Annotated in this window: 18 protein-coding genes and 2 pseudogenes; 15 read left to right on the forward strand and 5 right to left on the reverse strand. The window is 42.2% G+C overall.

Features of this window, described 5'->3' with window-relative positions; translation table 11 throughout:
• Positions 1-573: 573 nt before the first annotated feature.
• On the reverse strand, positions 574-819 hold the full coding sequence (locus QUA99_RS22575) for a CopG family transcriptional regulator (RefSeq protein WP_333241124.1): 246 nt from the start codon (positions 817-819) through the stop codon (positions 574-576).
• The gene (locus tag QUA99_RS22580; protein WP_333241126.1) at positions 816-1,406 is read right to left on the reverse strand and encodes a ParA family protein; all 591 of its coding nucleotides are present in this window, start codon (positions 1,404-1,406) and stop codon (positions 816-818) included. The genes QUA99_RS22575 and QUA99_RS22580 overlap by 4 nt, the downstream gene beginning before the upstream one ends.
• A gap of 413 nt (positions 1,407-1,819) precedes the next feature.
• Between QUA99_RS22580 and QUA99_RS22585 the strand changes: the two genes are divergently transcribed.
• Positions 1,820-2,822 (forward strand): IS630 family transposase gene (locus QUA99_RS22585; RefSeq protein WP_333241128.1). Its coding sequence is split into 2 segments (ribosomal slippage): positions 1,820-2,581 and positions 2,583-2,822, totalling 1,002 coding nucleotides; the frame shifts between segments, so codons are not numbered across the junction.
• A 68-nt stretch (positions 2,823-2,890) separates the two neighbouring features.
• Here QUA99_RS22585 and QUA99_RS33225 read toward each other — a convergent pair.
• Positions 2,891-3,425 (reverse strand): annotated as a pseudogene (locus QUA99_RS33225) (IS1 family transposase); the annotation flags it as partial.
• Positions 3,426-3,619: 194 nt separating this feature from the next.
• Positions 3,620-3,719 (reverse strand): annotated as a pseudogene (locus QUA99_RS33230) (transposase-like zinc-binding domain-containing protein); the annotation flags it as partial.
• Positions 3,720-4,182: 463 nt separating this feature from the next.
• Here QUA99_RS33230 and QUA99_RS22605 point away from each other — a divergent pair.
• The 14 genes from QUA99_RS22605 (at position 4,183) to QUA99_RS22670 (ending at position 22,613) form a co-directional block, all read left to right on the forward strand.
• Positions 4,183-5,058: a hypothetical protein gene (locus QUA99_RS22605; protein WP_333241132.1), complete on the forward strand. Its 876-nt coding sequence runs from the start codon at positions 4,183-4,185 to the stop codon at positions 5,056-5,058.
• A gap of 138 nt (positions 5,059-5,196) precedes the next feature.
• Positions 5,197-7,122: an MGH1-like glycoside hydrolase domain-containing protein gene (locus QUA99_RS22610; RefSeq protein ID WP_333241134.1), complete on the forward strand. Its 1,926-nt coding sequence runs from the start codon at positions 5,197-5,199 to the stop codon at positions 7,120-7,122.
• Between the two features lie 76 nt (positions 7,123-7,198).
• Positions 7,199-7,585: an SMU1112c/YaeR family gloxylase I-like metalloprotein gene (gene gloA2, locus QUA99_RS22615; protein WP_333241135.1), complete on the forward strand. Its 387-nt coding sequence runs from the start codon at positions 7,199-7,201 to the stop codon at positions 7,583-7,585.
• Between the two features lie 108 nt (positions 7,586-7,693).
• Positions 7,694-9,511, forward strand: coding sequence for a GMC family oxidoreductase (locus tag QUA99_RS22620; RefSeq protein ID WP_333241136.1), 1,818 nt, complete (start codon positions 7,694-7,696; stop codon positions 9,509-9,511).
• Positions 9,512-9,581: 70 nt separating this feature from the next.
• Positions 9,582-10,676 carry a ferritin-like protein gene (locus QUA99_RS22625; protein ID WP_333241138.1) on the forward strand — a complete coding sequence of 365 codons (1,095 nt, stop codon included), beginning with the start codon at positions 9,582-9,584 and terminating at the stop codon, positions 10,674-10,676.
• A gap of 70 nt (positions 10,677-10,746) precedes the next feature.
• Entirely contained in the window at positions 10,747-11,250 is a 504-nt protein-coding gene (locus QUA99_RS22630; RefSeq protein WP_333241139.1) for a hypothetical protein, read from the forward strand.
• 108 nt (positions 11,251-11,358) lie between these two features.
• Positions 11,359-12,027 (forward strand): pentapeptide repeat-containing protein, encoded by a 669-nt coding sequence (locus QUA99_RS22635; RefSeq protein ID WP_333241141.1) that lies wholly within the window; start codon positions 11,359-11,361, stop codon positions 12,025-12,027.
• Positions 12,028-12,174: 147 nt separating this feature from the next.
• Positions 12,175-13,302 carry a myo-inosose-2 dehydratase gene (gene iolE / locus QUA99_RS22640; RefSeq protein WP_333241142.1) on the forward strand — a complete coding sequence of 376 codons (1,128 nt, stop codon included), beginning with the start codon at positions 12,175-12,177 and terminating at the stop codon, positions 13,300-13,302.
• Between the two features lie 83 nt (positions 13,303-13,385).
• A complete protein-coding gene (locus QUA99_RS22645) occupies positions 13,386-13,775 on the forward strand; it encodes an SgcJ/EcaC family oxidoreductase (RefSeq protein ID WP_333241143.1) in 390 nt (129 codons plus the stop codon).
• 135 nt (positions 13,776-13,910) lie between these two features.
• Positions 13,911-14,912, forward strand: coding sequence for a sugar phosphate isomerase/epimerase family protein (locus QUA99_RS22650; RefSeq protein WP_333241145.1), 1,002 nt, complete (start codon positions 13,911-13,913; stop codon positions 14,910-14,912).
• 156 nt (positions 14,913-15,068) lie between these two features.
• Positions 15,069-17,078 carry a hypothetical protein gene (locus QUA99_RS22655; RefSeq protein WP_333241146.1) on the forward strand — a complete coding sequence of 670 codons (2,010 nt, stop codon included), beginning with the start codon at positions 15,069-15,071 and terminating at the stop codon, positions 17,076-17,078.
• A 269-nt stretch (positions 17,079-17,347) separates the two neighbouring features.
• Complete coding sequence (locus QUA99_RS22660) at positions 17,348-19,255, forward strand: galactose oxidase early set domain-containing protein (RefSeq protein WP_333343539.1); 1,908 nt, start codon at positions 17,348-17,350, stop codon at positions 19,253-19,255.
• 143 nt (positions 19,256-19,398) lie between these two features.
• Entirely contained in the window at positions 19,399-20,856 is a 1,458-nt protein-coding gene (locus QUA99_RS22665; protein ID WP_333241148.1) for a Dyp-type peroxidase, read from the forward strand.
• 197 nt (positions 20,857-21,053) lie between these two features.
• Positions 21,054-22,613: a hypothetical protein gene (locus QUA99_RS22670; protein ID WP_333241149.1), complete on the forward strand. Its 1,560-nt coding sequence runs from the start codon at positions 21,054-21,056 to the stop codon at positions 22,611-22,613.
• A 277-nt stretch (positions 22,614-22,890) separates the two neighbouring features.
• Here the strand turns inward: QUA99_RS22670 and QUA99_RS22675 are convergent, their stop codons facing one another.
• Positions 22,891-24,060, reverse strand: a complete 1,170-nt coding sequence (locus tag QUA99_RS22675) for a transposase (RefSeq protein WP_333241150.1) — start codon at positions 24,058-24,060, stop codon at positions 22,891-22,893.
• Between the last annotated feature and the right edge of the window lie 357 nt (positions 24,061-24,417).

Raw genomic sequence — 24,417 nt, forward strand, 5'->3', positions numbered from 1 at the left:
CCATCAAAATCTCAAAAATCATTTTCGGGTTCCCTCTCGTATTTTTGCCCGTATCATACCGTAATTCAGCAACGCCACATTAAGTAGTTGTCGATGCTCGCAACACTGGGAGCTGCATTACTGGGATTGCCCAGACGTAAGCTGCGGTTATTAATGGCGCTCGCTGAGTGGTTCTCTGGTGCTTGGTTTGGGTTGCTGCACCCTTTTGGTTTCTCAAGACCAATTTGAGGAAGCCGAGAGGGGGTGATGGCGCAGCTAGATTCCAGTCGCTAATCATCCCTATTAACACTCTTGGCGATCGCCCCCCGTTGCCACAATTTCCTCACTGTCAGCAGCTCCCCTTCTCATCGCTCATGCCAAGCTTATCAGCAGCTTGACCATCCAATGAATGCAGCACGCGCTCCACAGCGCGGAATTCTGTACTTTTAGGTGAGAGATGTTCAAATGTCTAACCATTTGAACATCTAAATGTTTAGAGGCTGTCGTCAGGCTTGAACTTTTGGAGGTATTGATCCACTGACTTTTCCTGAGCTAACCAGGTTCTAAACTTTAAACATTCAAACATCTAAATGTTTAGAAGCTGTCGTCAGGATTGAACTTTTGGAGGTATTGATCCACTGACTTTTCCACCAGCTCGCTCATTTCCTGGCCTGACTGCGCTGCTGCGGATTTAAGTTGGCGGTGCAGTTGTTTTGGCAGGTAAACTGTAGTGCGAACAAAGTTGGGGTCTTTGCTTTTGGATAGCGCCGCACTGGGTGAAAGGTCAGGTTCACCGGGTTTGAGTTTCTTGGCCTTCAGTAAATCATCAAAGCGGCTCACGGCAGTATCTCCTTTCCAACAGCGGCGTAACAACCCCAAGCAGCTTTAGCGTAGGCATCTTTGACAGCACTTACGGGAACCCCAGCGAGCGCTGCTTTTTGAAATACTGCTAGCCGCCTGACCTCAGCTTTAAATATCGGCAACAGGGCTTTCTCGATCGTTCTCCGAGACTCTATCCCGACTTTGCTAGGCGCAGGTGGGATGAGGGTGAGCAAAATGCGGTAATTAGATTTTAGGGAATGCAGAGCTTCCACCATTTGCAGCATCGCGGTGAGGGCCATCGCATCGGGAGAACTCGGCAAAATCAGCAAGTCACAACCTTCAGCTACAGTTTTGAGTTCGTCGGGTTCGGGTCGAGCCGGCGTGTCTATCACGATGTGCTCGTAATCTCTGGCAAAGCGAACTCCTTGCTTTTCATCCACTACTTTGAACGGGAGGGAGCCCCGCGCAGCCCAATCCAAAGCACTGCGGTTAAGGTCGCCATCTACCAAAAGCGTGGGCGCTTTGGTTTGTAGATAAGCCGCTAAATGCAGTGCTGTAGTTGTCTTGCCGACTCCGCCCTTGAATGAGGCGATTGTCACGATCATAGGTTTATCGATACGTTGATTAACTCAACTTTATCCTTTAATCATCTAAATGTCTAGATGCTTGAATGATTGAACGTTTAAAATGATGCCGTATTGAGCGAGTTATGAGTCGGGTTGGCTCGGCTAATGAACGATAACAACGTAGCGCTCGGTTACAGGTGATTGGAGGAGGTGGATCTTCCCAAAAATCAAGCAGTTGCTGCACTGCGATAGTTTGCCCCCCATTCGCTCTCTCGAAGTTGTGATTGTCGGGGGTCACATCACCAGCCGTTTCTCTAATCATCTAAACGTCTAGATGTCTGAGCGAATAATTCAAGATTTATGCGACTGGTAAGTAGTCAGACATAATTAATTACACAAATATATAGTATAATGATATTTCCGGCAAAATTATGAGTTAATTACAATTTCATATGATGTTTATCAGAGAAATAAACCCTCTTTCGTCTAAATTGTTACAGCGAATTTATCGCCAAAGCCGACATCATCAGGTACGTCAACGAGCACATTGCCTCATATTAGCTTCGCAAGGAGTAAAAAAAGGAGAGTTAATGAATATTTTCAGCATAAGTTATAAGACCCTCTATAACTGGTTCAATCGGTGGGAATTAGAGGGAATGATAGGACTTTATAATAAACCAGGAAGAGGTTCTAAGCCACTATTTAGCTCTTCGCAGAAAGCCCAAATTAAAGAGTGGGCTAAACAAGAACCAAGGCAATTAAAAAATGTTAGCCAAAAAGTTCAAGAAACCTGGGGCATAACTCCCAGTACAAAAACAATTAAAAGAATACTAAAAACTCTAAATATGAGTTGGCATCGTATGCGAAAAGGAGTTGCAGGAACGCCTCCAGCCCAGGAATATCAAGAGAAAAAGGCGCAATTAGAAGAATTAAAGCAATTGGATGAGCAGGGTAAAATAGATGATTTATATTACTTGGATGAAACGGGATTTTGTTTGATTCCTTGTGTCCCCTATGGCTGGCAGGACATCGGAGAATATTTAACAATTCCTAGTCGTCGTAGTCAGCGAATGAATGTACTAAGAATTATGAATCGAAATAACCATCTTGAAACTTATATTTCATCTCAAAGTATTAATTCAGATGTGGTTATTGCCTGTATTGATGCTTTTTATTCCACCGTATATAAGCCAACGGTGATTGTCACAGATCGACGCTTCTATTCATACCAGTGATGCTATTGTTGACAAACTTGAAGAGTGGAAACAACGTAATATTACTCTCTTTGAGTTGCCTTCTTACTCTCCAGAATTAAATTTAATTGAAATTTTATGGCGGTTTATTAAGTATGAATGGATTGAGATATCTGCTTACAAGAATTGGGGTACTTTTGTTACCTCTGTGGAAAAAATCCTGAAAGAATTTGGAGAAAACTATGTAATTAATTTTGTCTAGCTACTTATCTGGAGATGAGTACGCATAGCGAAGTTATCCCGTAGGAAATCGGGCGTTGCTGAATCAGTCTATGATGGGCTGAGGAATGGTACCTCTCGGAACTTGAGGTAGTGAAGTAACAATCGAATTGAATGCGCTAACATTTCTACTGATTTGGAATAACACAACGTCTTCCGATATAATCGAGCCAAATAATGGCGTAAGTGAGTGTTTTCCCCTTCCACTCGGGTCATGTAAGTTTTACTGGCGTTGCTGATTTAGGGTATGACTGGCTCAATATGCAAGTCAGAGAAACCAGTATCCACAAAACTTCGGGATTTTCAAGTTATTTTTTTCATCCCCTGATTAAGCAACGCCGTTTTACTCACACTCTGGTCGCCTTCAGGGATAAAACCCGGATAAACAGACCACCCATTGGTGACGTAGAAGTAGCACTGCCAGGTGGCCACAACTGCCCACAAAGGCTTGAAGGTCTCAGCACTATGATCGCCTAAAACCCACCCTAATATCCCTGCCTTAAAGTGGTCAACCGCCGTCCACAGCCAGATTTTTTTTTGACCCCACAAAAGTTTCCAGTTCATCGAGTTCACCGACTTCAGGAATCGTTTCAGGAGCATAGGCATCGGGGGCGTTGCTGAATACAGGTATGAATGGAAGATTTCCCAATTGCTATAAGCCAAGTCGGGTGAGTTTTGTAACTTCCGAGAAAAGTTGATTCATACCCTGAATCAGCAACGCCCAATTTTTACCAAGGTGTCGTGTCCATGTCCTTGGCTTGCCAACTTCGGGTTTTCGACTTTCCTGGCGGCCACAGTCGCGACATTTGTGATTTTGTTTGCCACGACGAGTCATGCCATTTTTCATCACATCGTCAGAACCACAAGTGGGACAAATCAAATAGGGTTTGATGATGAGACTCCTCAAAATATTGGACTTAGAGTTATTATTTTCCATCCTTTACATAAAAGCACTACCACTTTTCCAACTGCTCCAGCCAACCCTGAGTATAAATACGGATTGCTTTGTCATCTATCTAAGGTATGATAATTTTGTGCCATGACAGTTAATTAAAAGGACATAGCGCCTCATCAATATTGTCGTCCGCCACTCCTAAGTAGACGAATAAATTGACTGTTCCGAATTGGTGCTGGAAACGGTAGTGTGAGCGTCTCGCTCACGCAAGCTTTCGGGCCTGTACCACGGAAGTTTTATTTTTATTATCAGCTAAAACTCAGGAAAGCCTTACAAAACTCACCATAATTGGCTTATGGCAATGCCCAAATCTTGAATTCATACCTGTATTTAGCAACGCCGAAAAACTAAATCAATATCAGCAAGCATTACACAACCCAAAAAAGCCATGACATCAATTCAAGAGACAGCGGAAGGAAAAAGATTAGCAGAAGACCGCGAGAAGAAAAAATATTGGAAGCGCTGGGGTTCATATTTGAGCGATCGCCAGTGGGGAACCGTGCGGGAAGATTACGGCCCGGATCAGAATGCTACTTGGGACTATTTTACCCACGAGCAAGCTCGTTCTCGTGCCTATCGTTGGGGTGAAGATGGTATTGCTGGCATCTGTGATAATCACCAGAATGTTTGTTTTGCGATCGCTCTGTGGAACGAAAAAGATGACATCATCAAAGAAAGGCTGTTTGGTTTAACTGGTAGCCAAGGCAATCACGGAGAAGATGTCAAAGAATATTACTTTTATACAGACAATACCCCCACTCATTCTTACATGAGTTGTCTGTATAAATACCCGCAAGAAAAGTTTCCTTATGCCTGGTTAGTTGACGAAAATCAAAGGCGGAACTCCAATCCAGGATCTTTTGAATTCGAGCTAATGGATACGGGTATTTTTAATGAAAATCGGTACTTTGATGTTTCCGTAGAATACGCCAAAAATTCACCCGAAGATATTCTGATCCAAATTACTGTCAGTAATCGGAGCAAAGAACAAGCCAAACTACATCTTTTACCGACAATTTGGTTCCGCAATACTTGGTCGTGGGTAAAAGACACTAAGCAAAAAGAAGAAAAAGGTAAAAAATCCTTAAATACAGTCAAGTCCGACCCTAACTTAAGCGTAATAGAAGTTTGGTGTCAAGATGGACGTTTAGAAAAAAGTGAAGATGGAGGGGTAGAAAAGAAAAGATGGCTATATTGCGAGGCCCCCAAAGAACTCCTCTACACAGAAAACGAAACGAATAAAAAAAGATTTGGCTGGGGATAAAATTCTTCTACCTATGTCAAAGATGGCATCAACGATTATATTCTGTCTTCCGGTCAGACAAAGACAGTAAATTTCCAGGAAGGAACAAAAGCCTCAGCACATTACGAATTAATAGTGCCTCCTGGGGAAACAAAAATTGTGCGCTTGCGCCTTAGCGATTTAGAAAATTTAGAGTCCCCATTCGGGACTGCTTTTGATAATATCTTCCGCCAGCGACAGCAGGAAGCCAATGAATTTTATCAGGCTGTATGTCCGCATCCGATCTCAGATGATATGCGTTCCGTGCAGCGACAAGCTTTTGCCGGGATGTTGTGGAGCAAGCAATTTTACTACTATGTAGTATCTGACTGGCTCGATGGCGATCCAAATCCACCGCAGCCACCAGAAAATCGTAAACAGAGCAGAAACCACGAGTGGAATCATTTATTTAATGAAGATATTATCTCAATGCCAGATAAATGGGAATATCCTTGGTTTGCTGCTTGGGATTTGGCTTTTCATACGATTACTTTTGCGCTGATAGATCCAGATTTTGCGAAGAATCAACTATATCTATTCACGCGGGAATGGTATATGCATCCTAACGGTCAAATGCCAGCTTATGAGTGGAATTTTGGGGATGTAAATCCGCCAGTCCACGCTTGGGCTGCATGGCGGGTTTACAAAATAGAAGAAAAGATGTACGGTCTAGCCGATACCAATTTTTTGGAAGATGTTTTCCAAAAGTTATGTCTCTATTTTACCTGGTGGGTTAACCGGAAAGATGCGGAAGGAAAAAATATCTTCCAAGGCGGATTTCTAGGATTAGACAACATTGGGGCAATAGACCGGAGTAACATTGGAATTGCGGGCGTAACTATAGAGCAGTCAGATGGTACTAGCTGGATGGGGATGTACTGTCTCAATATGCTGAAAATTGCCACGGAATTGGCAAAAAAAGATAAGGAATTGGCGAAAACCTATGAAAAACTGCGCCAAAAATATAAGCAGGTGGCTCTCGATCAAAATGATCAAGAACTGCTCAAAACTTATGAGACACTGGTGAGGCAATCTGGCAGAGCCAACTACGAAGATATGGCCTCCAAATTTTTTCAGCATTTCCTGTTGATAGCAGATGCCATGAATAAAATTGGAGGGAATGTCAATATATGGAACGACGCTGACAAATTTTACTACGACATATTCAAAGCTCCTCCGGGTACGGTAGTTGGTGCGGATCCTTCAGGGGCGATATCAATGAAAGTGCGATCAATGGTCGGGCTGATCCCAATGTTTGCTGTGGAAACAATTGACCAAGAAATTGTGGAAAAATATTTAACTTGCGATTTCAAAGACCGGATGTATTGGTTTATTAATAATCGCACCGAGCTAACCGAACACAGCAATATTCAACTTCTTCCCAATAACCAAAAAGGCTTGTATTTGTCGTTAGTGAATAAAGATCGGCTGAAATTTATCTTGGAAAAAATGTTAGACTCCACTGAATTTTTGAGCGATTACGGTATCCGCGCTTTGTCAAAATACCACGACCAGCATCCTTATGTATTGCAAGTAGGGGATACAAAAAATGAGGTAAAATACGCTCCTGCAGAATCTCCGAATAAAATGTTTGGTGGGAATTCTAATTGGCGTGGCCCTATTTGGATGCCTGTGAATTTTTTAATTATTGAGTCGCTCCAGAAGTTTCATTACTATTGGGGAGATGAAATAAAAGTCAAGTGTCCGAACGCGAACGGGGAAATCACAGAGATGAACCTGTGGGAAGTCTCGATGGAGTTATCTCGCCGAATAACAAGTATCTTTCTTAAAAAACCCGCTCCCAATCCCTCTCAAGATCCATCTCAGCCCTCCTCCTCCAACGATTGGCGACCTGTTTATGGCGGCACTGACAAATTTCAAACCGACCCGTATTGGCGCGACTTGATTCTTTTCTACGAGTATTTTCATGGAGATAATGGTGCTGGACTTGGTGCTAGTCATCAAACTGGCTGGACTGGTGTAGTGGCAAAGCTAATTCAGCAGTGGGGAGAATACCCTGCACAAAATAAGTCGCCAGAAAGTTAAATAGGCTGGATAGCGAGTTTTGACGGGGTAACAACCCCGTCAAGCCAAATTCATCTAAAAAGCTAGGATTGAAAACATGAAATCAAAAAAAATTCATCATGTAGCGATTATTTGCTCTGACTATGAAAAGTCTAAAAATTTTTACACAAATGTACTCAGATTCTCCATAATTAAGGAGACATTTAGAGAACAACGAAATTCTTACAAACTAGATTTAAAAGTAGGAGATCATGACCAAATAGAACTTTTTTCTTTTCCTAATCCTCCTTCAAGAGTCAATAGTCCTGAAGCTTGTGGACTACGACATCTAGCCTTTGAAGTAGAAAACCTAACAGAATCTGTTGCTTATATAGAATCAAAAGGAATAAGTGTTGAACCAGTGAGAGTTGATGAATTAACAGGCAAATCTTTTACTTTTTTCAAAGATCCCGATGACTTACCACTTGAAATCTATGAACAGTAACATAAGTACGAAAGACCCCCCGTTTATGATAGGTTTTTTCGGACACTTTCTCCCAATCATCCCGCTAAATAGTTTCTAAATTCCCATTTTTGGGCTAAGGAGTAACCAATGAGTCAAAGTCAGACAACTGTAACCACTGTCGATTCCGATACTGTCTCTCAAACGACTTATGATGTCGTCATCGTAGGAGCGGGTATCGCGGGAGCCATTGTTGCCAAAGAATTGAGTCAACAAGGAAAAACAGTTTTAATACTTGAGGCAGGAAAAAGTAAAGATTTCACCCTTGAGGGTTTTCAAAGTTACGTTGATACCTTCTACCAAGCAGTGGAGAAAAACCCCAACTCCCCCTATTCCAAAAATCCTAATGCTCCCAGTCCTACGGACATGAATGACTATTTTGTAGAAAGAGGTCCGATGAAACTTGGGGGTTCCTATACACGGGTTCCTGGTGGGACAACGATGCACTGGGAAGCGAAAACCCCACGGATGTTACCAGATGATTTCAAGTTACGGACTCTCTACGGCCAAGGTCTTGACTGGCCGATTAGCTATGAGGATCTTATGCCCTACTACCGCAAAGCGGAGTATGAGATTGGGGTTTGTGGGGACGTAGAAGAGCAAAAAAAACTAGGTCTAAAATTTGAAGATGGTTATGTTTTCCCCATGGAAAAACTTCCCCCTTCTTACTTGGATCAGAAAGTAATTGAGAAAGTTAAGGGGACTAAAGTTGAACTCTATGGCGAGAAACTTGAATTAAGCTTCGCAACTTTTCCTCAAGGTCGTAATGGTGTACCCAATCCTAAATACGATAAAGGTAACGTCTTTGTGCCCGATTCAGTTGCCGCGACCAACCCTGTTCAGTATGGGGAACGTTGCCAAGGGAACGCCAACTGTGTTCCCCTCTGTCCGGTTCAAGCTAAATATGATGCTCGCAGAACTTTAGTTAAAGCCTTCCAAACGGGTCGGGTTCATGTACTCTCCCAAGCGGTCGCTTTTCGAGTAGAAATTAATCCCGAAACCGGTCGTGTCAGCGCCATTCACTATAAGCGTTATGATGACCCCAATTCTCCTCAACACACGACAGGAACCGCCAAGGGGAAATTATTTGTCTTAGCAGCTAATGCAGTCGAAAATGCTCGGCTGATGCTGGCTTCTGAATTGCCTAGCACCAGTGGACTGATGGGTCGTAATCTAATGGATCACCCCTTTACCTTAGCTTGGGCCTTGATGCCTGAAGTAACTGGCACTATGCGAGGGCCTATTGTTACATCAGGAATTGGAACATTTCGTAACGGTCCTTTTCGTCACCACCAATCCGCTTTTGCGGTAGATATTCACAATGATGGTTGGGGATGGGCAGGGAGATCTGCCGACGTTGAAGTGCGGGATGCGATCGACAATAAAAATAAATATGGCGAAGAACTGCGCCAGACATTGATTAGTCGGATTTCACGACAACTGCTCCTGGCTTTTATGTGCGAGTTACCCCCCGATCCCAATAACCGAGTAACCATCGATCCGAAGTATAAGGATCAACTGGGTAATTATCGCCCTGTCATTAACTTCAACCTACCGGACTACTCTCTCAGAACTCTTGCTTATACCCGAAAACTCTCTCGTGTGATCTTCCAGCGTTTGGGAGCCGAAGATTATACCCAGTACGATCGCTCAGACGACTACTATTTTGAGTTTGAGGGTGAAGGTTACTTCTACCGAGGGGGAAATCACTTTTCTGGAACTCATATCATGGGCACGACGAAATACAACTCGGTTGTTGATAACGCTCTGCGTTCTTGGGATCATAATAACCTCTACCTACTTGGTGCAGGAAGTATGCCAACCATCGGTAGTTCAAATACAACTGTTACCCTGGCCGCATTAAGTTTTAAAGCTGCCGAGCAAATGCTTAAAGATTTAAAGTCTTAGTATTTGCGACTAAATAATTATCCCTTCCTTCAAGAATCAAGAACACATTGTCAACAGATGAGAGGTATGTATGACCACAGAGAATAGTTTAAAAGTAATTACAACGGTAGAAGAGTTGCGTTACTATCTCGGACAAGCTATGAAGCTGGAACACGCAACTATTCCCCCTTACATCACTGCACTTTACTCCATCAAACCCGGAACTAATTTAGATGCTTTCCATATTATTCGGGCAGTAGCTGTAGAAGAAATGCTACACCTAACCCTAGTAGCGAATGTTTTGAATGCAGTGGGAGGAAAGATTAAATCAACTCTAACAGCACCAGATTTTGTTCCGCACTATCCTACCCCTTTACCAACGGGAGAGACAGACTTTGAAGTGGGTTTAATAAAATTTTCCCCAGAGGCTGTAGGGACTTTTCTTAATATTGAACGGGGAGAAGAAGATGTCTCCGAAGACAAGCCATTACTTGTGTCTAAAGACCAACAAGAAAATATACTGCAGGTTCTCAACGCCGATGATCCGAACTTGACTTTCTACAGCATTGGCGCATTTTATGCAGAGATCGTTCGCGGTCTGTTTGCACTCCATAAACAGATGGGTAACGATCTGTTTTGTGGCGATCCTCAGCGGCAAATTACTCCCGCATATTACTATAACGGTGGTGGAGACATCATTCCAGTAACAGATCTGGATTCAGCAATCCGGGCCTTAACAGTAATTCAAGAGCAGGGTGAGGGGTCAAGAGTCGGGGCTATCTATGACGCAGAACGAGAATTAGGTCATTACTATCGTTTTCAACAGCTACAAAAAAAACAACATTATGTCATCAACAAGGACGATCCCGAACAGTCCGATCGACCCAACGATCCCACGGGTGCCTTTTTTGAAATAGATTGGGACGCAGTTTATCCACTTAAGCCCAATGCCACACTTAGCGATTATCCTAAAGGCTCAGAAGTGTATGAGGCAGCCAAAGAATTCCAGAAAGGCTACAGTAAGTTCTTGGCAGATATTGAAGACGCTTTTGACGGACATCCTAAGAAGTTGATTCCTGCGGTTGGGGGAATGTTCCGACTTAAGGAACAAGCTAGTCACCTAATTCGGAATCCTATGCCGGGTATGAATGGGGTTAATGCTGCTCCTATCTTCCGATTAGACTAATCGAGATCCCTTTCTCTCCTATCTTTCAACCCACTTGCCGATCTAAAACTTTTGTGGAGGTAAACAACTCATGGATATTAATGCACCTGAGTTTCTAGAGTATTTTCTCGATTTTTCAGTGGTCTTAACTGGTTTTTCTAGGTTTCATCTATTCGGAACCGGACAAGCTCCTCTTTATTTTAATACCGTTCGGGACATCATTGGTGAAGATATGTTTGGTGAACTGTTACAAACCTTTCATCACCTTGATCTAAAAGTCCAGAACTGCGATGACAAGGATAAAGAGTCAACCTTGACAAAGGGGCTTCTTACTGAAATTTTTGGGTCTGAAAAATTTGGACCGATCGCCCGCAATATTATCAAGCTTTGGTATGTGGCAACTTGGTATCAACTACCACAAGATTGGCGAGAGGTTTTTGGGACTAAAGAAAACGATAAAACCTTTATTCCCAGTCCACAAGCCTATCCAGAAGGACTCTTATGGCCAGCGATTGGTGTTAACCCACCAGGCGCGAAAGGCCAGGGATACGCTACTTGGAGCGAAGTTCCTTCAGTCAGCCTTAGCAGAGTCTAACGGTCAATTTGGGTAGGGCTAACAATGTTTAGCCCCTCACTCAACCTCTGAAAAAAGACCCATCTTTCCAGATCCAATTGCCCAAAAATCCTAATTCTAAGTACGCACATGAATATTACCACTTGGTTTCGTAGACTTTCTACCATTACCCTCTCAATTCTCCTTAGCTTAACGATCTTTAGTTTGCCCGCTAACGCTTTTGTTACAACAGCTCGCAGTAAGTTGCTTGAGACAAACGCCTGTAATAGCTGCGATCTATCAGGAGCGGATCTATCCAATCAAAGTTTATATGGCAGCTCACTCATTGGAGCAAATCTATCCAACGCCAATCTCTCAGGTGCTCTCCTCAAGAGTGCCAACCTTCAAGAAGCTAATCTAACGGGAGCCAATCTTTCGGGTGCTAACCTCACAGAGATCGTCTTATCAAAAGCTGACCTAACGGGGGCTAATCTTTCTCATGCAGATTTGTATAATGCTCTGATGAGTAAGGCAAAATTTTTAAAGACCGATTTAACTGGTGCCGATTTAACAGCCGCTATTATATCTGACGCAGATTTGTCTGATGCTTTGGGAAAAAATGCACAACTAAAAGGAGCAGTTCTTTCTCGCTCCAATTTATCAAATGCAGATTTTTCCAGTAGCTACCTGAGAAATACCAAGTTATCATCTGCAACTCTTCAGGGAACTAAGCTCTATGAAGCCGATCTGTTTAATGCACTTATGCCTGATGGGACTACTTATAACGGAGATGTGTCGCGGTTTGGGGCCGAGTCGTGAGGTTGAAATCCTTACAGATAATCATGAGGATGAGGCTAAAGAATATTTGAACGCCCATCCTTGCAAGGGTATCTCAAACATCCTTTTAAATCTTCTATTCGTCACCAATTCATGAAGTCAAAATCAAAGGTTAGGAAACACTAAGTCATGATGGCAAATAAGGAGCGTAAAATGAAAAAATCTGCTATTTTCTGGAAAATTAAAGCTATTGGTCGTTTATCTGTGCTGTTAGTTGTCTTTCTCTTTCTAGGGATAACTAGCTTAACCCTTCCTGCCACTGCTGCTAGAACTGGAAACGATTCGGGCTTGGTGTCTGTGGTTCCCCCTTTGTCTAAACCTGCGCTCTTAGACCCAACATTCGATCGCACAAAAGTCACTTTAGGCATTACGCCAACGGGTTGGAGTAATAGTGACGATCTTACTATCGATCTGACCCCTCCGATCCCTTACCAGCAGATTCTCAGTGAAATAGCGCTATCTGGCTTCGTAGGGACGCAAATGTCACCTAAATATCCAAAATATCCAGATCAGAAAGAGGTTTTAAAAAGCGAGTTAGCACTTCGTAACGTGAGGATTTCTGAACCTTGGGTCGGTACTAAGTTTACTGAGCCAGGACAGGAGGATGCAACTCTTAAAGAATTCAATGAACAAGTAAAATTCATGAAGGATATGGGTGGTACAAAGATTGTGGTAGCTGAATTGGGGGGTGCTGTTCATCAAAAGCCAGGTGTAGACCCTTTAACTGAGAGACCGCATTTTACTGACCAGCAATGGTCGGATTTATTAAAAGGGCTGAACAAGCTTGGTAAATTAGCCAAGGAAAACGGTATGCAGTTGGTCTATCACCCCCATATTGGTACGGGAGTAGAAGAGTTGGCTGATATCGATCGCTTAATGAGCGGTACAGATCCCAAAACTGTTAAGCTGCTGCTCGATACTGGTCATTTGTACTACGCAGGAGTCGATCCACTGGCCGTCACTAAAGAATATGCCGATCGCATCAAGCACGTTCACTTGAAAAATATTCGTCAGTCAGTTTTAGACGAATCCAAAAAAACGGGTCGTAGCTTTTTAGATTCCATCCGCGCAGGGATATTTACCGTTCCGGGAGATTCTAAGGGCGCAATTGATTTTCAACCAATTTTACAAGAGCTTGCTAAAGCTGACTATGAAGGATGGCTGATGGTGGAGGCAGAACAAGACCCTCATAACACTAATCCTTTGAAAGACGCGGTAATTGCTCGTAGTTATCTACGCGAAGTGACTGGTTTGTAGCAAAAACAGAACCCAGACCTTAACGAAGTAGGTCTGGGCTGTTCTCTCGTAAAAATTTAGAGTGCCTCAACCGGAGTTTAGCTGTGAGTAACGATAAAGAGAAGATCAGAGAGGTCTTTGAAGAAGTCTATGCAGCAAATGTTAGGTCACGCGACCTACAGGGTTATGCAGAGATGTACACCGAAGCTGCTCTCTGGATGCCACCAGATCAAAGCGATCGCCTCGGAATTCCTCAGATTGTTGAAGGCTTTGCCGCTCAGATCGCTAACCAAGATATCGATCCAATCTTCGTCGCTGAAGAAATCGAAGTGATGGGTCATTTTGGTTATGTCATCGGTATATCTCAAGCCACGATTCACCCGCACGATGGGAGTCCATCTAAGGAAGTCAAATTTCGAGCACTCTGGTTAATGAAAAAAGAGGGAGACATCTGGAAAATCGATCGCCAGATTTGGAATGTAAAGCCTTTGTAAGGCTAAGCTTTACTTAAAAAAGTTAGCGGTAGAGTGTCGGGGCGGGTTTAGTAAAAAGTTCAGCATCAATAATGATTCTTCTTTCAAAACGCCCCCGATTATTTGATGATACATACAACAGGAAGGAATCCTAACATGAGTGACCAGATGTTCGTTCCCAAGGATATCTATCTTAGCTTTTTCATGTTTACAACTAATCTGAAACCTCATGACTCCGAGTATAGAAAAGTTGTCATCCAGCACATGAAAGAGCTGAATAAAATCGGTTACACTGGCTTCGAGTTTCCGATCGCACCAGGGGAGCCTAAAGATTATCCACAAGAAATTGAGAATTACGCTAACCTGCGGTGTGCTATGGACGATGAAGGATTGAGTGATGTAGCAATAGCAACAAACGTCGGTACTACTCCGAGATTCGATCCGAGTTCACCTTCCCCAGAGGTACAGAAAGAAGCCTTGGAGTATCTTAAGGCTCGGGTTGACATCACTGCTGCGCTACGGGGTGAAATTATGATGGGGCCGTTAATTGTACCTTACGGATACTTCAATAATTCCATGTGGAGTGACGAACTCCAAAATGAGCTTGCAGTTCGCTATACTAACGCGCAACCGATCCTAAATCAGTTAGGCCTATATGCAGAGGATAAAAACGTCAAATTGGCGATCGAGCCAATAACTCACTGGGAAACTCCAGGTCCTAACAAGTTATCACAATTAATTGAGTTTCTTAAGAAAGTTGAGAGCAAACAAGTTGGTGTTGTGATCGATAGTGCTCACGAAATCCTTGATGGTGACGGACCTGAGATTTTTGAAGAACAAGTAAATTGGCTTGCAGATGAGGGGCGGCTTCATTACGTCCAAGTTTCTCCTCCGGATCGAGGAGCTGTGCATACAAGTTGGATTCCTTGGGAGTCCCTGTTTAAACCTATTCTCAAAGTCTATAAGGGACCAATGGCGATCGAGATTTTTAATGCTATCCCAGATTTTCTTAATTCCCTTCGTCTGACTCGACGCAAGTTTTGGATACCTGGAGAAGATCCTGAGAATCAATACCCAAGTGCCTACGACATTGCCAGAGAGGCGATCACGGTCACTCGAAAGGAATTAAATCAAATAACCTCCAAACAGCACAAATAGAACGGTTGTAAGACTTTGAGTAGAACAGTTCTATTTCTGCTGGCGCAACTGAAGTCCTGAGATGACTGAGCAGCATCTGGAACTAAACTTTCCTAAATCAAGCCGGTTTTTCAGGATTTAAAAAATTCACAAAAGGCTAAAACCAAGGAGTTAGATATGACTGATATCAGCGCAAAAATTAACCAGATCGACGAAATTGTTACCAGTTTTGATAAGCTTGAATTTGATGACTTATTAGATGAAATACAAGGCAACATCCTCAAATCTCACGGACGTAACCATGCTGTTCATTTGTTTTTGAAATTTACCTGCGACGAGGCAACTGCAAAACAATGGATTAGCAATTTTGCTCACAAATATGTCACCTCAGCACTAGCGCAAGCTGAGGAGACAAAACTTTATCGACAGAATAAAGACGTACCAGGTAAAATATTTGCCAACTTCTTTTTGACACAGGCTGGTTACATATATTTAGGGTATGAAAATGACTTGTTTCCTGATGGAAAATCATTCCAAAAGGGGATGAAACATCTCGATATTCAGAAAGAACTCGGCGATGATGTCAACCAATGGGAACAAGGTTTTAAAAATGAAATTCATGCTCTTGTCTTACTTGCATCTGATAAAATCGTAGGCCCAAGAAGTAAAGAAGCAAAACTTTTAGAACGGAAGAATCAGAATCTGCTGCGTAAGCAGCCTGCTCTATTGGCAGACAAAGCAGAGAAAATAAAACAACAGCTAAATGGAATTGCCGAAATTGTCCACGAGGAAATAGGTTACGTTCTCAGAAGTTCTGATACTGGAGCAGAAACCGAGCATTTTGGATTCCGAGATGGAGTCAGTCAACCGTTGTTCTTTAAGCGAGATATTGACAAGGAAAGAGAACATAGCGACTTTTCCAAATGGGACCCCCGCGCCCCCCTCAGCTTGGTTTTGTGCAAAGACCCTTTGGGTAAAAAAGGGGAGAGTTACGGCAGCTTCTTGGTGTACCGCAAACTAGAACAAAACGTTAAAGCTTGGCAGGAAGATATTAAGAACTTGGCTGAGAAGCTCAAAGGTTCTGGCCCAGCAGATCCACATTTAGCAGGAGCATACACGATGGGACGCTTTCAGGATGGAACACCAGTCGTCCTGCAAAAGACTCCAAGCCATCAGGAGCCCGAAGAGAACAACTTCAACTATATAGACGATCTGCAAGGTTTCAAGTGTCCCTTCCAATCCCATGCTCGCAAGGTTAATCCTCGTGGCGATATAGAGAAGCTAATCCCATCCGGGGTTTCTCTAGAAAAGGAGAAGATGAATCGGATCGTTCGTCGGGGAATTAACTATGGGTCTCTCCCCAGCGAAAAGCCAGAAAAGGATGCTGGACTGCTGTTTATGTGCTTCCAAGCTAATTTAGAGAATCAGTTCAACTTAATGCAGAACAAATGGGTTAAAAACCCTAACTTTGTGAAGGAAAAAACAGGCACAGATGTCGTTATTGGTGTTGAAAAGAGAGATGAGCAAGGAAAAGATGTCAAAGAGACATATAAGTGGCCAACTAAGTGGGGCGAGTCAGAGCAGACGGAAGTTGACTTTGTTCATTGGGTAACAATGAAAGGCGGGGAATATTTATTTGCTCCCAGCATGAGTTTCCTTAAGTCTTTTGCTCCTGCTCCCTGCTGCGATATCGTATTTCGGGGAGTCCCTAAAGAAGAGATTCAAGCTGCTCAGAACATGATTGTTGAACTCAGGAATTACCAGCAACAGAACTGGTCAATTGGTCTAAATGGTGATACCTTTCAGCCAGATGGATTTCTTGCCTTTTTCAATCAGCGAAACCTGTCATTCAAGTTTTATCTTCAGAATCAATTTCCACTTGGCGACTCCAGTGCCTATGACGAGAACATTGCAACGCTCAATCAATACATCGAAGATATACGCTACCAGGAGATTGAGGCAAGCGAATATAAAATTGCTGAACTTGAGGAATATAAAGAACTGGACTGGTCAATTCTTTCAAAAACAGATACCTTTAAGCCGGACAAATTTGTTAGTTTTTTTGGGGAACGAGAGCTACCATTCAAGTTTGTTGTAGATAGTGGCAACATTTTGTTAAACGATCAATCTTCCTATGAAGAGAACATCAGAACCTTGAAACACTACATTAGTTCGCTAAATCAGTAATTAGGTTATGGCGGAGTGACAAGCCCTCTGAACGATAATTGGTTCAGGCTTGCCACTCCATTAACAACCACTCATTGTTGTGCAACTTTGACTAAAACAGTTCTATTTCTGTAAGCGTAACTGAAAGCCTGAGATTACTGAGCAAGACATAGAACTACAGTTTCCTAAATCAAGCAGGTTTTTCAGGATTTCGGAAAATTCCACAAAAGGCAACTATGATACTCAAAAAATCAATAAAACGAACGGAGCTGATCTCGCTTTTTCTTGTTTTGATCTTAACTGCAACTTTTACCATCTGTGGATGGCAGCAGGCGATCGCATCTCCCCTAGTCGGTTCTCAAGAAGAAATGGGAGCATGGGAAACCATCCCAATGGCTCCTCCAGAAAGCCGGATGCAGTCTGTTCATACCGTACTCCTTCCCAATGGAAAGGTTTTGAGCGTTAACGGCAGTAGCTTTCGGAACACTCTAATTAAGAATGACAAAGGGGAAGATGTCTTTATAGAAGGGGTGGGAGCAGGAGACTATGATTCTATTAACAATGCCTCCCTTTTCGATCCTAAAACCAAGCAATTTGAGCGCATTGTTTCTCCACCGGCCATGCAATATGGGGAGAGCAACGATTTATTTTGCGCTGGTCATTTGCAACTAGCCGATGGCAATGTCTTATTTATTAGTGGAACTGGACGTTATTACCCTGGCGGACGATTTACAGGATCTAGGCAAGCCAATATTTATAATTGGAAAACAGGGGAGTGGTCGCCTGCGGGTCAACTGAAAGAGGGCCGTTGGTATCCAACTTTAGTGTCCCTAGTCGACGGCAAAATCGTAATTTTTTCGGGTCTAAAACTTAATGCACCCAATCAAATTAACCCCAGTATCGAAATCTACGACCCTAAAAGTAAAAAATTTCACTACATCGACCTTACAGAAATCGATAACAGTCCCTTCAATACCTACGTCGAAGGGGCTGATAGTTACGATACCATTGACCTCTATCCTAGAGTTTTTCCAACTGCTGACGGTAGACTTTTGATTACTGGGGATGAAGCGGGCATTGCCAATGTTTTAGTTCCAACTAAAAGCAAGAAAAGCTACTTAATGTCCGTCTCTGAAGACGAAGAAGGTAAATTATCTGTCAGTTTTGAAGTTGGCCCTGAAAGATTTGAAACTTCTAAAGCTTACGGAACTGCGATCCAAGTTCCCAACTCTGAAGATGTATTACTAATCGCTGGGATGATCGGTACCAACGATATCAATTTTGGACGCGGGGGTAAAACAGATAACTATCCAGGAGCTAAAGTTGCCTCTAGTTTACAGCGTTGGGTGTCTCCCGAACAAAGTAAAGAAAAGAACGGCAAGTGGGAAACTGTAGAGAAGTTTCTAGACAAACCTCGCGCCAATGTGGAAGCAGTGATTCTGCCCAGCAAGGAAATTTTAGTAGCCAATGGTGGTGAATATCCAGAATACAAGCCTATCTATGAGCCTGTACTCATGACTCCTAATTCCCAGGCTCCAGGAGGTTACAGCACCAAGTCAATGAATTCCGCCAAACTACCCAGACTTTATCATAATGGAGCTATCTTGTTACCAGATGCTCGTGTTTTAACGATTGGTGGTAATGGTAATCGGGTAGCACGGGAAAAAGATGGAACTCTTCACGTTGACATCGGGCGAGATGCTGCAAACAACTTCATCCTAGCAGAGCTAACCGACAAATTAGGTCAGGCTAAAGAATTTAGTCTGGAAGAGTATTACAAATCTCCTCAAAGTTATTTTGCTAAGGGTGACGCAGAACCCTTTGTACCTGCTGAAATTTGGCAAGCTGAAATTTTTAGTCCCCCCTACCTATTCAAACCTGGTTCTCGACCTGAGATTGTAGAAGTTCCTAGCATTCTCAAATATAGTCAATTGGACAAGATATCAGTCAAGGATGCTACGCAAAACGGTTCTTTAGTCTTGGTCAAGCTGGGCGCAGAAACACATTCTTTCGATTTTGGCCAGCGATTGGTTGAGTTGCCGATTGAAAAAATAGCTTTGGGGGAGCAGTCTGAAATCGATTTTAAAGCACCAAAAAACCCCCATCTTTACCCGCCCGGGTACTACATGATCTTCTACCTAAATGATGTAGGCAAACCTTCCCACGCCAAGATGGTGAAGCTAGAAGCTACTGCTTAAAAACATTAGAGCTTACGCTTGACAAGGCTAGAAACCGGATTTCTTTACGTAAGCTCTAAACATCCTCAAAATTTGTTATTTATTGCGACATCAGCATCGCAGCAACAGTCCGCTCTAAACTCTAGAATAAGGGAGTCAATACAATGACACTAACACACGAAGATTTGCAAAGCCTACCTGGAAATGGCGAAGGTATTGACCCAGATAATCCGGGTAAATATAAAGAATTACTTGAAGATTTACAGGGCAACATCCTCAACTCTCATGGACGAGATTATAGCGTGTATCTGTTTTTGCAGTTCAAGCGAGAGCAAACGGATATGGCAAAGCAGTGGATTCGAGATTTCGCCCAGAAGTATGTAAAATCTGCTAGCCAGCAGGCATATAGCGCACGTCGGTATAGAGAAGCTCGCATCAATGGCGGTGTATTTAGCAACTTCTTTTTATCACGTAAGGGTTATGAGTATCTGCAAATTCCTCCAGCCAAAATGCCTAGCGATCAACCTTTTCGTTCCGGTATGAAAAATTCTGCTATTCAGAATTCGTTAGGCGATCCACCTTTTCAGGAATGGGAATTAGGATATCAAGCTGACATTCATGCCTTAGTAGTAATGGCAGATGATAGCTTAGTAGACTTACTACAAACAGTTAACAAAGCGATGCAACAACTGCGTCAGGTTGCCGAAATTGTTAACCGACAGGATGGTTTTATTCTCAAAAATTATCGAGGACAATTTGTTGAGCATTTTGGGTTTGTCGATAATATCAGTCAACCTTTATTTCTAAAAAAGGAAATTGAATTAACAAAAGAAAATGGCTGTGACTTCACCAAATGGGATCCTAGAGCGTCTCTTGATCTGATCTTAGTTAAAGACCGCAACGGTAAAACAGAAGACAGTTACGGCAGTTATTTGGTCTTTCGCCAACTCGAACAAAATGTCAAAGGATTTCGTGAAGACCAGCGAAACCTAGCTAACAAACTAAATATAACTGACGATTTAGCTGGTGCGATGGTTGTTGGTCGGTTCTTTGATGGAACGCCACTCACTCTAAAAGATCAACCTCTGTATGCAAACCCGATACGACCGTTGGATACCCTCAACGACTTCGATTACAGTGATGATACACAAGGAACAAAGTGTCCTTTTCATTCTCACCTCCGTAAAAGTAATCCGCGAGGAGATACGGGACGGGTAGAATCTTCGGTTAGTTATGAAGATTCCTTACAGTTAGAAAGGCGGCATCGCATCGTTCGTCGTGGCCTTAGTTATGGAGAAAATGACCTTACAAAGGAACCTGAAACAGCGTCAGGATTGCTATTTTTGTGTTTTCAAGCTAATATTGAAAATCAATTCAATTTTATCCAATCAGCATGGGCTAATCAAAAAAACTTCTGCCAAATCAATGTTGGACCCGATCCGCTAAGTGGTCAGGTTAGCGGTAAGGCATCTGGTCAACCGATAGGAACTCATAAATGGCCGAAAAAGTGGGGCGAATCGGAAACCGAACAATATGACTTTAGCTTGTGGGTTACTATGAAAGGCGGTGAATATTTTTTTGCTCCTAGTATCAGCTTTATCACGAATATAGGACTTACGTAAAGCCTCTATTTTTAGGGCGTGTTAGCGGAGCAGAAGCCGGGTTATTTGCCATATAAACAGGCAAATCTTGAATCTTTAAGTTACGCGCTCGCCCTCTGAATAAATTTAGTGAATAGTGAAAAAAAAATGAGAGGGTTTGGTTTCAAACTTATTCTCACTTAGATAATTTTAGCTAAATACGAAAAAAGGAGTTATTTATGGTTAACCTCAAAGAAAAAATTACCCAGATTGCGGAGATTGTCAGTCCTTTTGCAAATTTTATTACCCAAAATTTTAAAAAAAACTATTCCCTAAGTTTGAAGCTAGTAACAATTGGATTATTAGTAGCAAGCTTGGAGCTATTAGCACCTATGAGTGCTAATGCTCAAGGTCAAGTCGTAGCTGAGCCTGCTCAAGTCACAGTGTCAGGGATGCGTGGAAGTCTTGCAACTCGCAATATCGTCCTGCAAACTGACACGCCGATAAATAATTTGCAGTTAATCCCCTTGGATTTAAATAGGAGTGATGGGGATAGTATTTTTCCGGCACAAGCAATTAGTGTGGAAAAACCTTCGGTCAGTTCAACCAACCAGAATCTCATGATGACCTTGGTAAAGTTTGATCTGAATAAAGTCCTTAGAAGTGGAGAATTTAACGGAAAGCTGTGGTTGAGTTACCAAGGTGGAGAGCAAGTTATCCCTTTAACTATAAAAGTGAAAGACCATTGGTTTTTACCATTACTCATCTTATTAGTAGGGTCAGCATTAGGCATCAGTGTTTCTATTTATCGGACTCAAGGGAGACCGCGGGATGAGATTTTAGTTCGAGTCAGCCAAGTTCGCATCCAAATGCAAGATGATGCAGATTTTATAAAATTTGAGGCATTTAAAGCGAGAGTGGAAGCACATTTAATTGATGTAAAAATGGCACTTCAAGGGGAACGCTGGGACGAGGCTAAAAATGCAGTTCAGCAAGCAGAGTTAGTCGAGAGTAAATGGCTCAAAGGTCGTGCTGATTGGTTGGCACAGTTAGGTTATTCTGATGAAATTAAGCAGCAGTTACAGGATCTGGATCGGAGCGTTCCTTTTGTACAGACGGTGCATCGCAGTTTGGAAGATGCACTAAGAGATGCTCCTGATTTAGACAGTCCCGTGCAATTGCGCGATCGCCTCCAAGAATTAGCTGAACAAGTGAATTCTTATCTTTCACTCCAAGCTAAGATAAAAAAACTCCATAGTCTGAGCGAGGAGTTGTCAGTTGAACAGGCAAAAAATTGGCAGCCTAAAGTACAAAATTTAGAACAGCGGATAGAAAGCTTACAGCCTGCTGATTTAACAAAAGATGCTAATTTAAGGGATGAGGTAGAAGGGGCGATCGCGGAAATTACAGAACTGCTTTCGCAGCAAGCAGATATGGTAGATTCGACAGAACTCGATTTCGGAGTAAACGTGACAGGGGCGATCGCCAAAGGAGTCCAAATCCGGGATATAATGATAAATTTACTGGGACCCGCACCCTCTACTAGCTTATTGAGTTGGGAAGAGCAAGCGTCCGGGGCGAATGTACGTTTGAAGGTTTTTACTGTGAGTAGCTATATAATTGCGATCGTGTTTTTAGCCGGAGCAGGTTTTAGCCAACTTTATGTTGATAAACCTACTTTTGGAAATAATCCTTGGAACGATTATTCTGCACTGATGGCTTGGGGTTTTGGAGCAGAGGCTACCAGAGATGCTGTTACAAAGGTGGTGCAAGGGTGGAGTTTACCTGGATTAAAGTGATGTTAAACTCATTTGTATCAAGGGAATTAATTTTCGATTAAGTGCTGAGATTAGTAAATTTATTAATTAGAATAGATGGAATCACATTCTAGGTGTTTATTATCATAAGCCTAGTTCCAAAAGTCTTAAAATAGGTTTATTTAATAACAATACTCCGGACAGTTTTTAAGCAGCCAAAGTACCATAAGACAAGACTGAAGGAAGATTAGGGTGATTTAAAATCAAATCCCGGTCTAAATCTAACTTATCAATAAAGGTACAAAGTAGATGCGCGATTTTATTCCAGACGTTTATAAGAGGCCATTGAAAACACAAACGACTTGGCAGATGAATGACAACTAGAGAGTTGATGTTTGGCTAAATTTAAGGCAATAAGACTGGCATTAAAATGAAAATCAAGCCGTGGTAAATGACGAGCTTGACAATCAGACAATCCCGTAAATTGCTTGGCATCACGAAAAATAAATTCAATCTGGAAGCGAGCCTGATAATATTCAACAATTTGCTCAGGTGGCAAGTGAATATCAGTGCTAAATAATAAAGCATTTTTAATTTTTCCGTTGGCTTGAACCTCAGAGATACAAGCCAAAGTAATTTGGCAATTTAAACAACAACTCCACACAACTAATGTATATAATGAAACTCCCGGCTTTAGATATTTAACAAAATTAAGACGACTCAAATCATGGCAGTCAACCTTACCATCATATTTACGTGGAGCTCCCAGTTTATTTTGTTCACCTCTATAGAGATAGCGTAAGTTAGCATCAACTCTTAACTTGCCAATAAAGTCTAAATTTAAGTCCCGCACAGCATCCCAGAATTTAGAGCGATAGTAATAGCCATCAGCCACCAAATAACGTACAGAAGTTGGGAAGTAACAACGAGTATTCTTTAGATGTTGGGCATAGTCATCAACTCTTGTGATGTCAGGCGTTGAGCTTTGAGGCTCCGGTTTTTTGCGAGATTTCTTAGACCAGCAATTCTTCGGATTTTGTGGCAGTTTTTTCACCGACTTTATTTGAGGGCGTGATGGAGTCTGCTGTACGCTTAAGCTATAAGATAAACAACTCTCAATTTCGACAATAGAAATCACAGAAATTTCCAACCCCTGTTCCGATTTACCAGCTACACCATTATAAAAATAAGCTTTACCGTCAGTTTTTTTGCCACTTTTTCTGACAAAAGAACAATCAATAACAGCAATGACTCTGTGTTCAGGATTTAAGGCAGATTCGAGGAAATATTGATTAAATTGTGGAAAATTAAAAGTTTTGAGAAAGTGACGACGGTAGGTTTTTTCGCTCAAAGAACTATAACGACTTAGATTCGTGAAGTTGACTTTACCATAAACCAGCAAAATAGTTGAGAATAAAGTGATTAAAAACTTCTTTTGGGGTTGACTAATCCCTGGCATTTGTTGTAAGATGGATTCAATAATCTTCATAAGGCAATCTGTTGAGCTTGTGTGTTTTTATAGCTTAACCTAAAAGAGCGCCTTTTTTTCTGTTCATTTTTGGTTCAGATTGCACTCACTTTTTTCGCTTCTGTGATTTATTGCGTAAGCGTTGCTTGCCGAAGCCATAGCATCCGTCTTGAAAAACTGTCCGGAGTATTGTAATAAGGGAAAACTATATATAGTATTCATAATGGTAAAGAAATAAAACAAGTCATTCAAAATGCGGTGGACTATTAATATCCCCCCCCGTGTTATGCATTTTTTGGTCTCCCAAAAATGTATTGTCAAAGGTTAAAGATATTTTTTGTTGTCAGAGTACGAGAACATATAAACCATTGTCTAAGG

The sequence above is a fragment of the Microcoleus sp. F10-B2 genome (assembly GCF_036704965.1).
Classification (GTDB): Bacteria; Cyanobacteriota; Cyanobacteriia; order Cyanobacteriales; family Microcoleaceae; genus Microcoleus.

Excerpts from the sequence above, each read along its gene's own strand:
- QUA99_RS22650 (WP_333241145.1), top strand. The coding sequence starts at position 13,911 with ATGAGTGACCAGATGTTCGTTCCCAAGGATATCTATCTTAGCTTTTTC.
- gloA2 (WP_333241135.1), top strand. The coding sequence starts at position 7,199 with ATGAAATCAAAAAAAATTCATCATGTAGCGATTATTTGCTCTGACTAT.
- QUA99_RS22675 (WP_333241150.1), bottom strand. The coding sequence starts at position 24,060 with ATGAAGATTATTGAATCCATCTTACAACAAATGCCAGGGATTAGTCAA.
- QUA99_RS22655 (WP_333241146.1), top strand. The coding sequence starts at position 15,069 with ATGACTGATATCAGCGCAAAAATTAACCAGATCGACGAAATTGTTACC.
- QUA99_RS22580 (WP_333241126.1), bottom strand. The coding sequence starts at position 1,406 with ATGATCGTGACAATCGCCTCATTCAAGGGCGGAGTCGGCAAGACAACT.
- QUA99_RS22625 (WP_333241138.1), top strand. The coding sequence starts at position 9,582 with ATGACCACAGAGAATAGTTTAAAAGTAATTACAACGGTAGAAGAGTTG.
- QUA99_RS22665 (WP_333241148.1), top strand. The coding sequence starts at position 19,399 with ATGACACTAACACACGAAGATTTGCAAAGCCTACCTGGAAATGGCGAA.
- QUA99_RS22620 (WP_333241136.1), top strand. The coding sequence starts at position 7,694 with ATGAGTCAAAGTCAGACAACTGTAACCACTGTCGATTCCGATACTGTC.
- QUA99_RS22605 (WP_333241132.1), top strand. The coding sequence starts at position 4,183 with ATGACATCAATTCAAGAGACAGCGGAAGGAAAAAGATTAGCAGAAGAC.
- QUA99_RS22670 (WP_333241149.1), top strand. The coding sequence starts at position 21,054 with ATGGTTAACCTCAAAGAAAAAATTACCCAGATTGCGGAGATTGTCAGT.
- QUA99_RS22630 (WP_333241139.1), top strand. The coding sequence starts at position 10,747 with ATGGATATTAATGCACCTGAGTTTCTAGAGTATTTTCTCGATTTTTCA.
- QUA99_RS22635 (WP_333241141.1), top strand. The coding sequence starts at position 11,359 with ATGAATATTACCACTTGGTTTCGTAGACTTTCTACCATTACCCTCTCA.
- iolE (WP_333241142.1), top strand. The coding sequence starts at position 12,175 with ATGATGGCAAATAAGGAGCGTAAAATGAAAAAATCTGCTATTTTCTGG.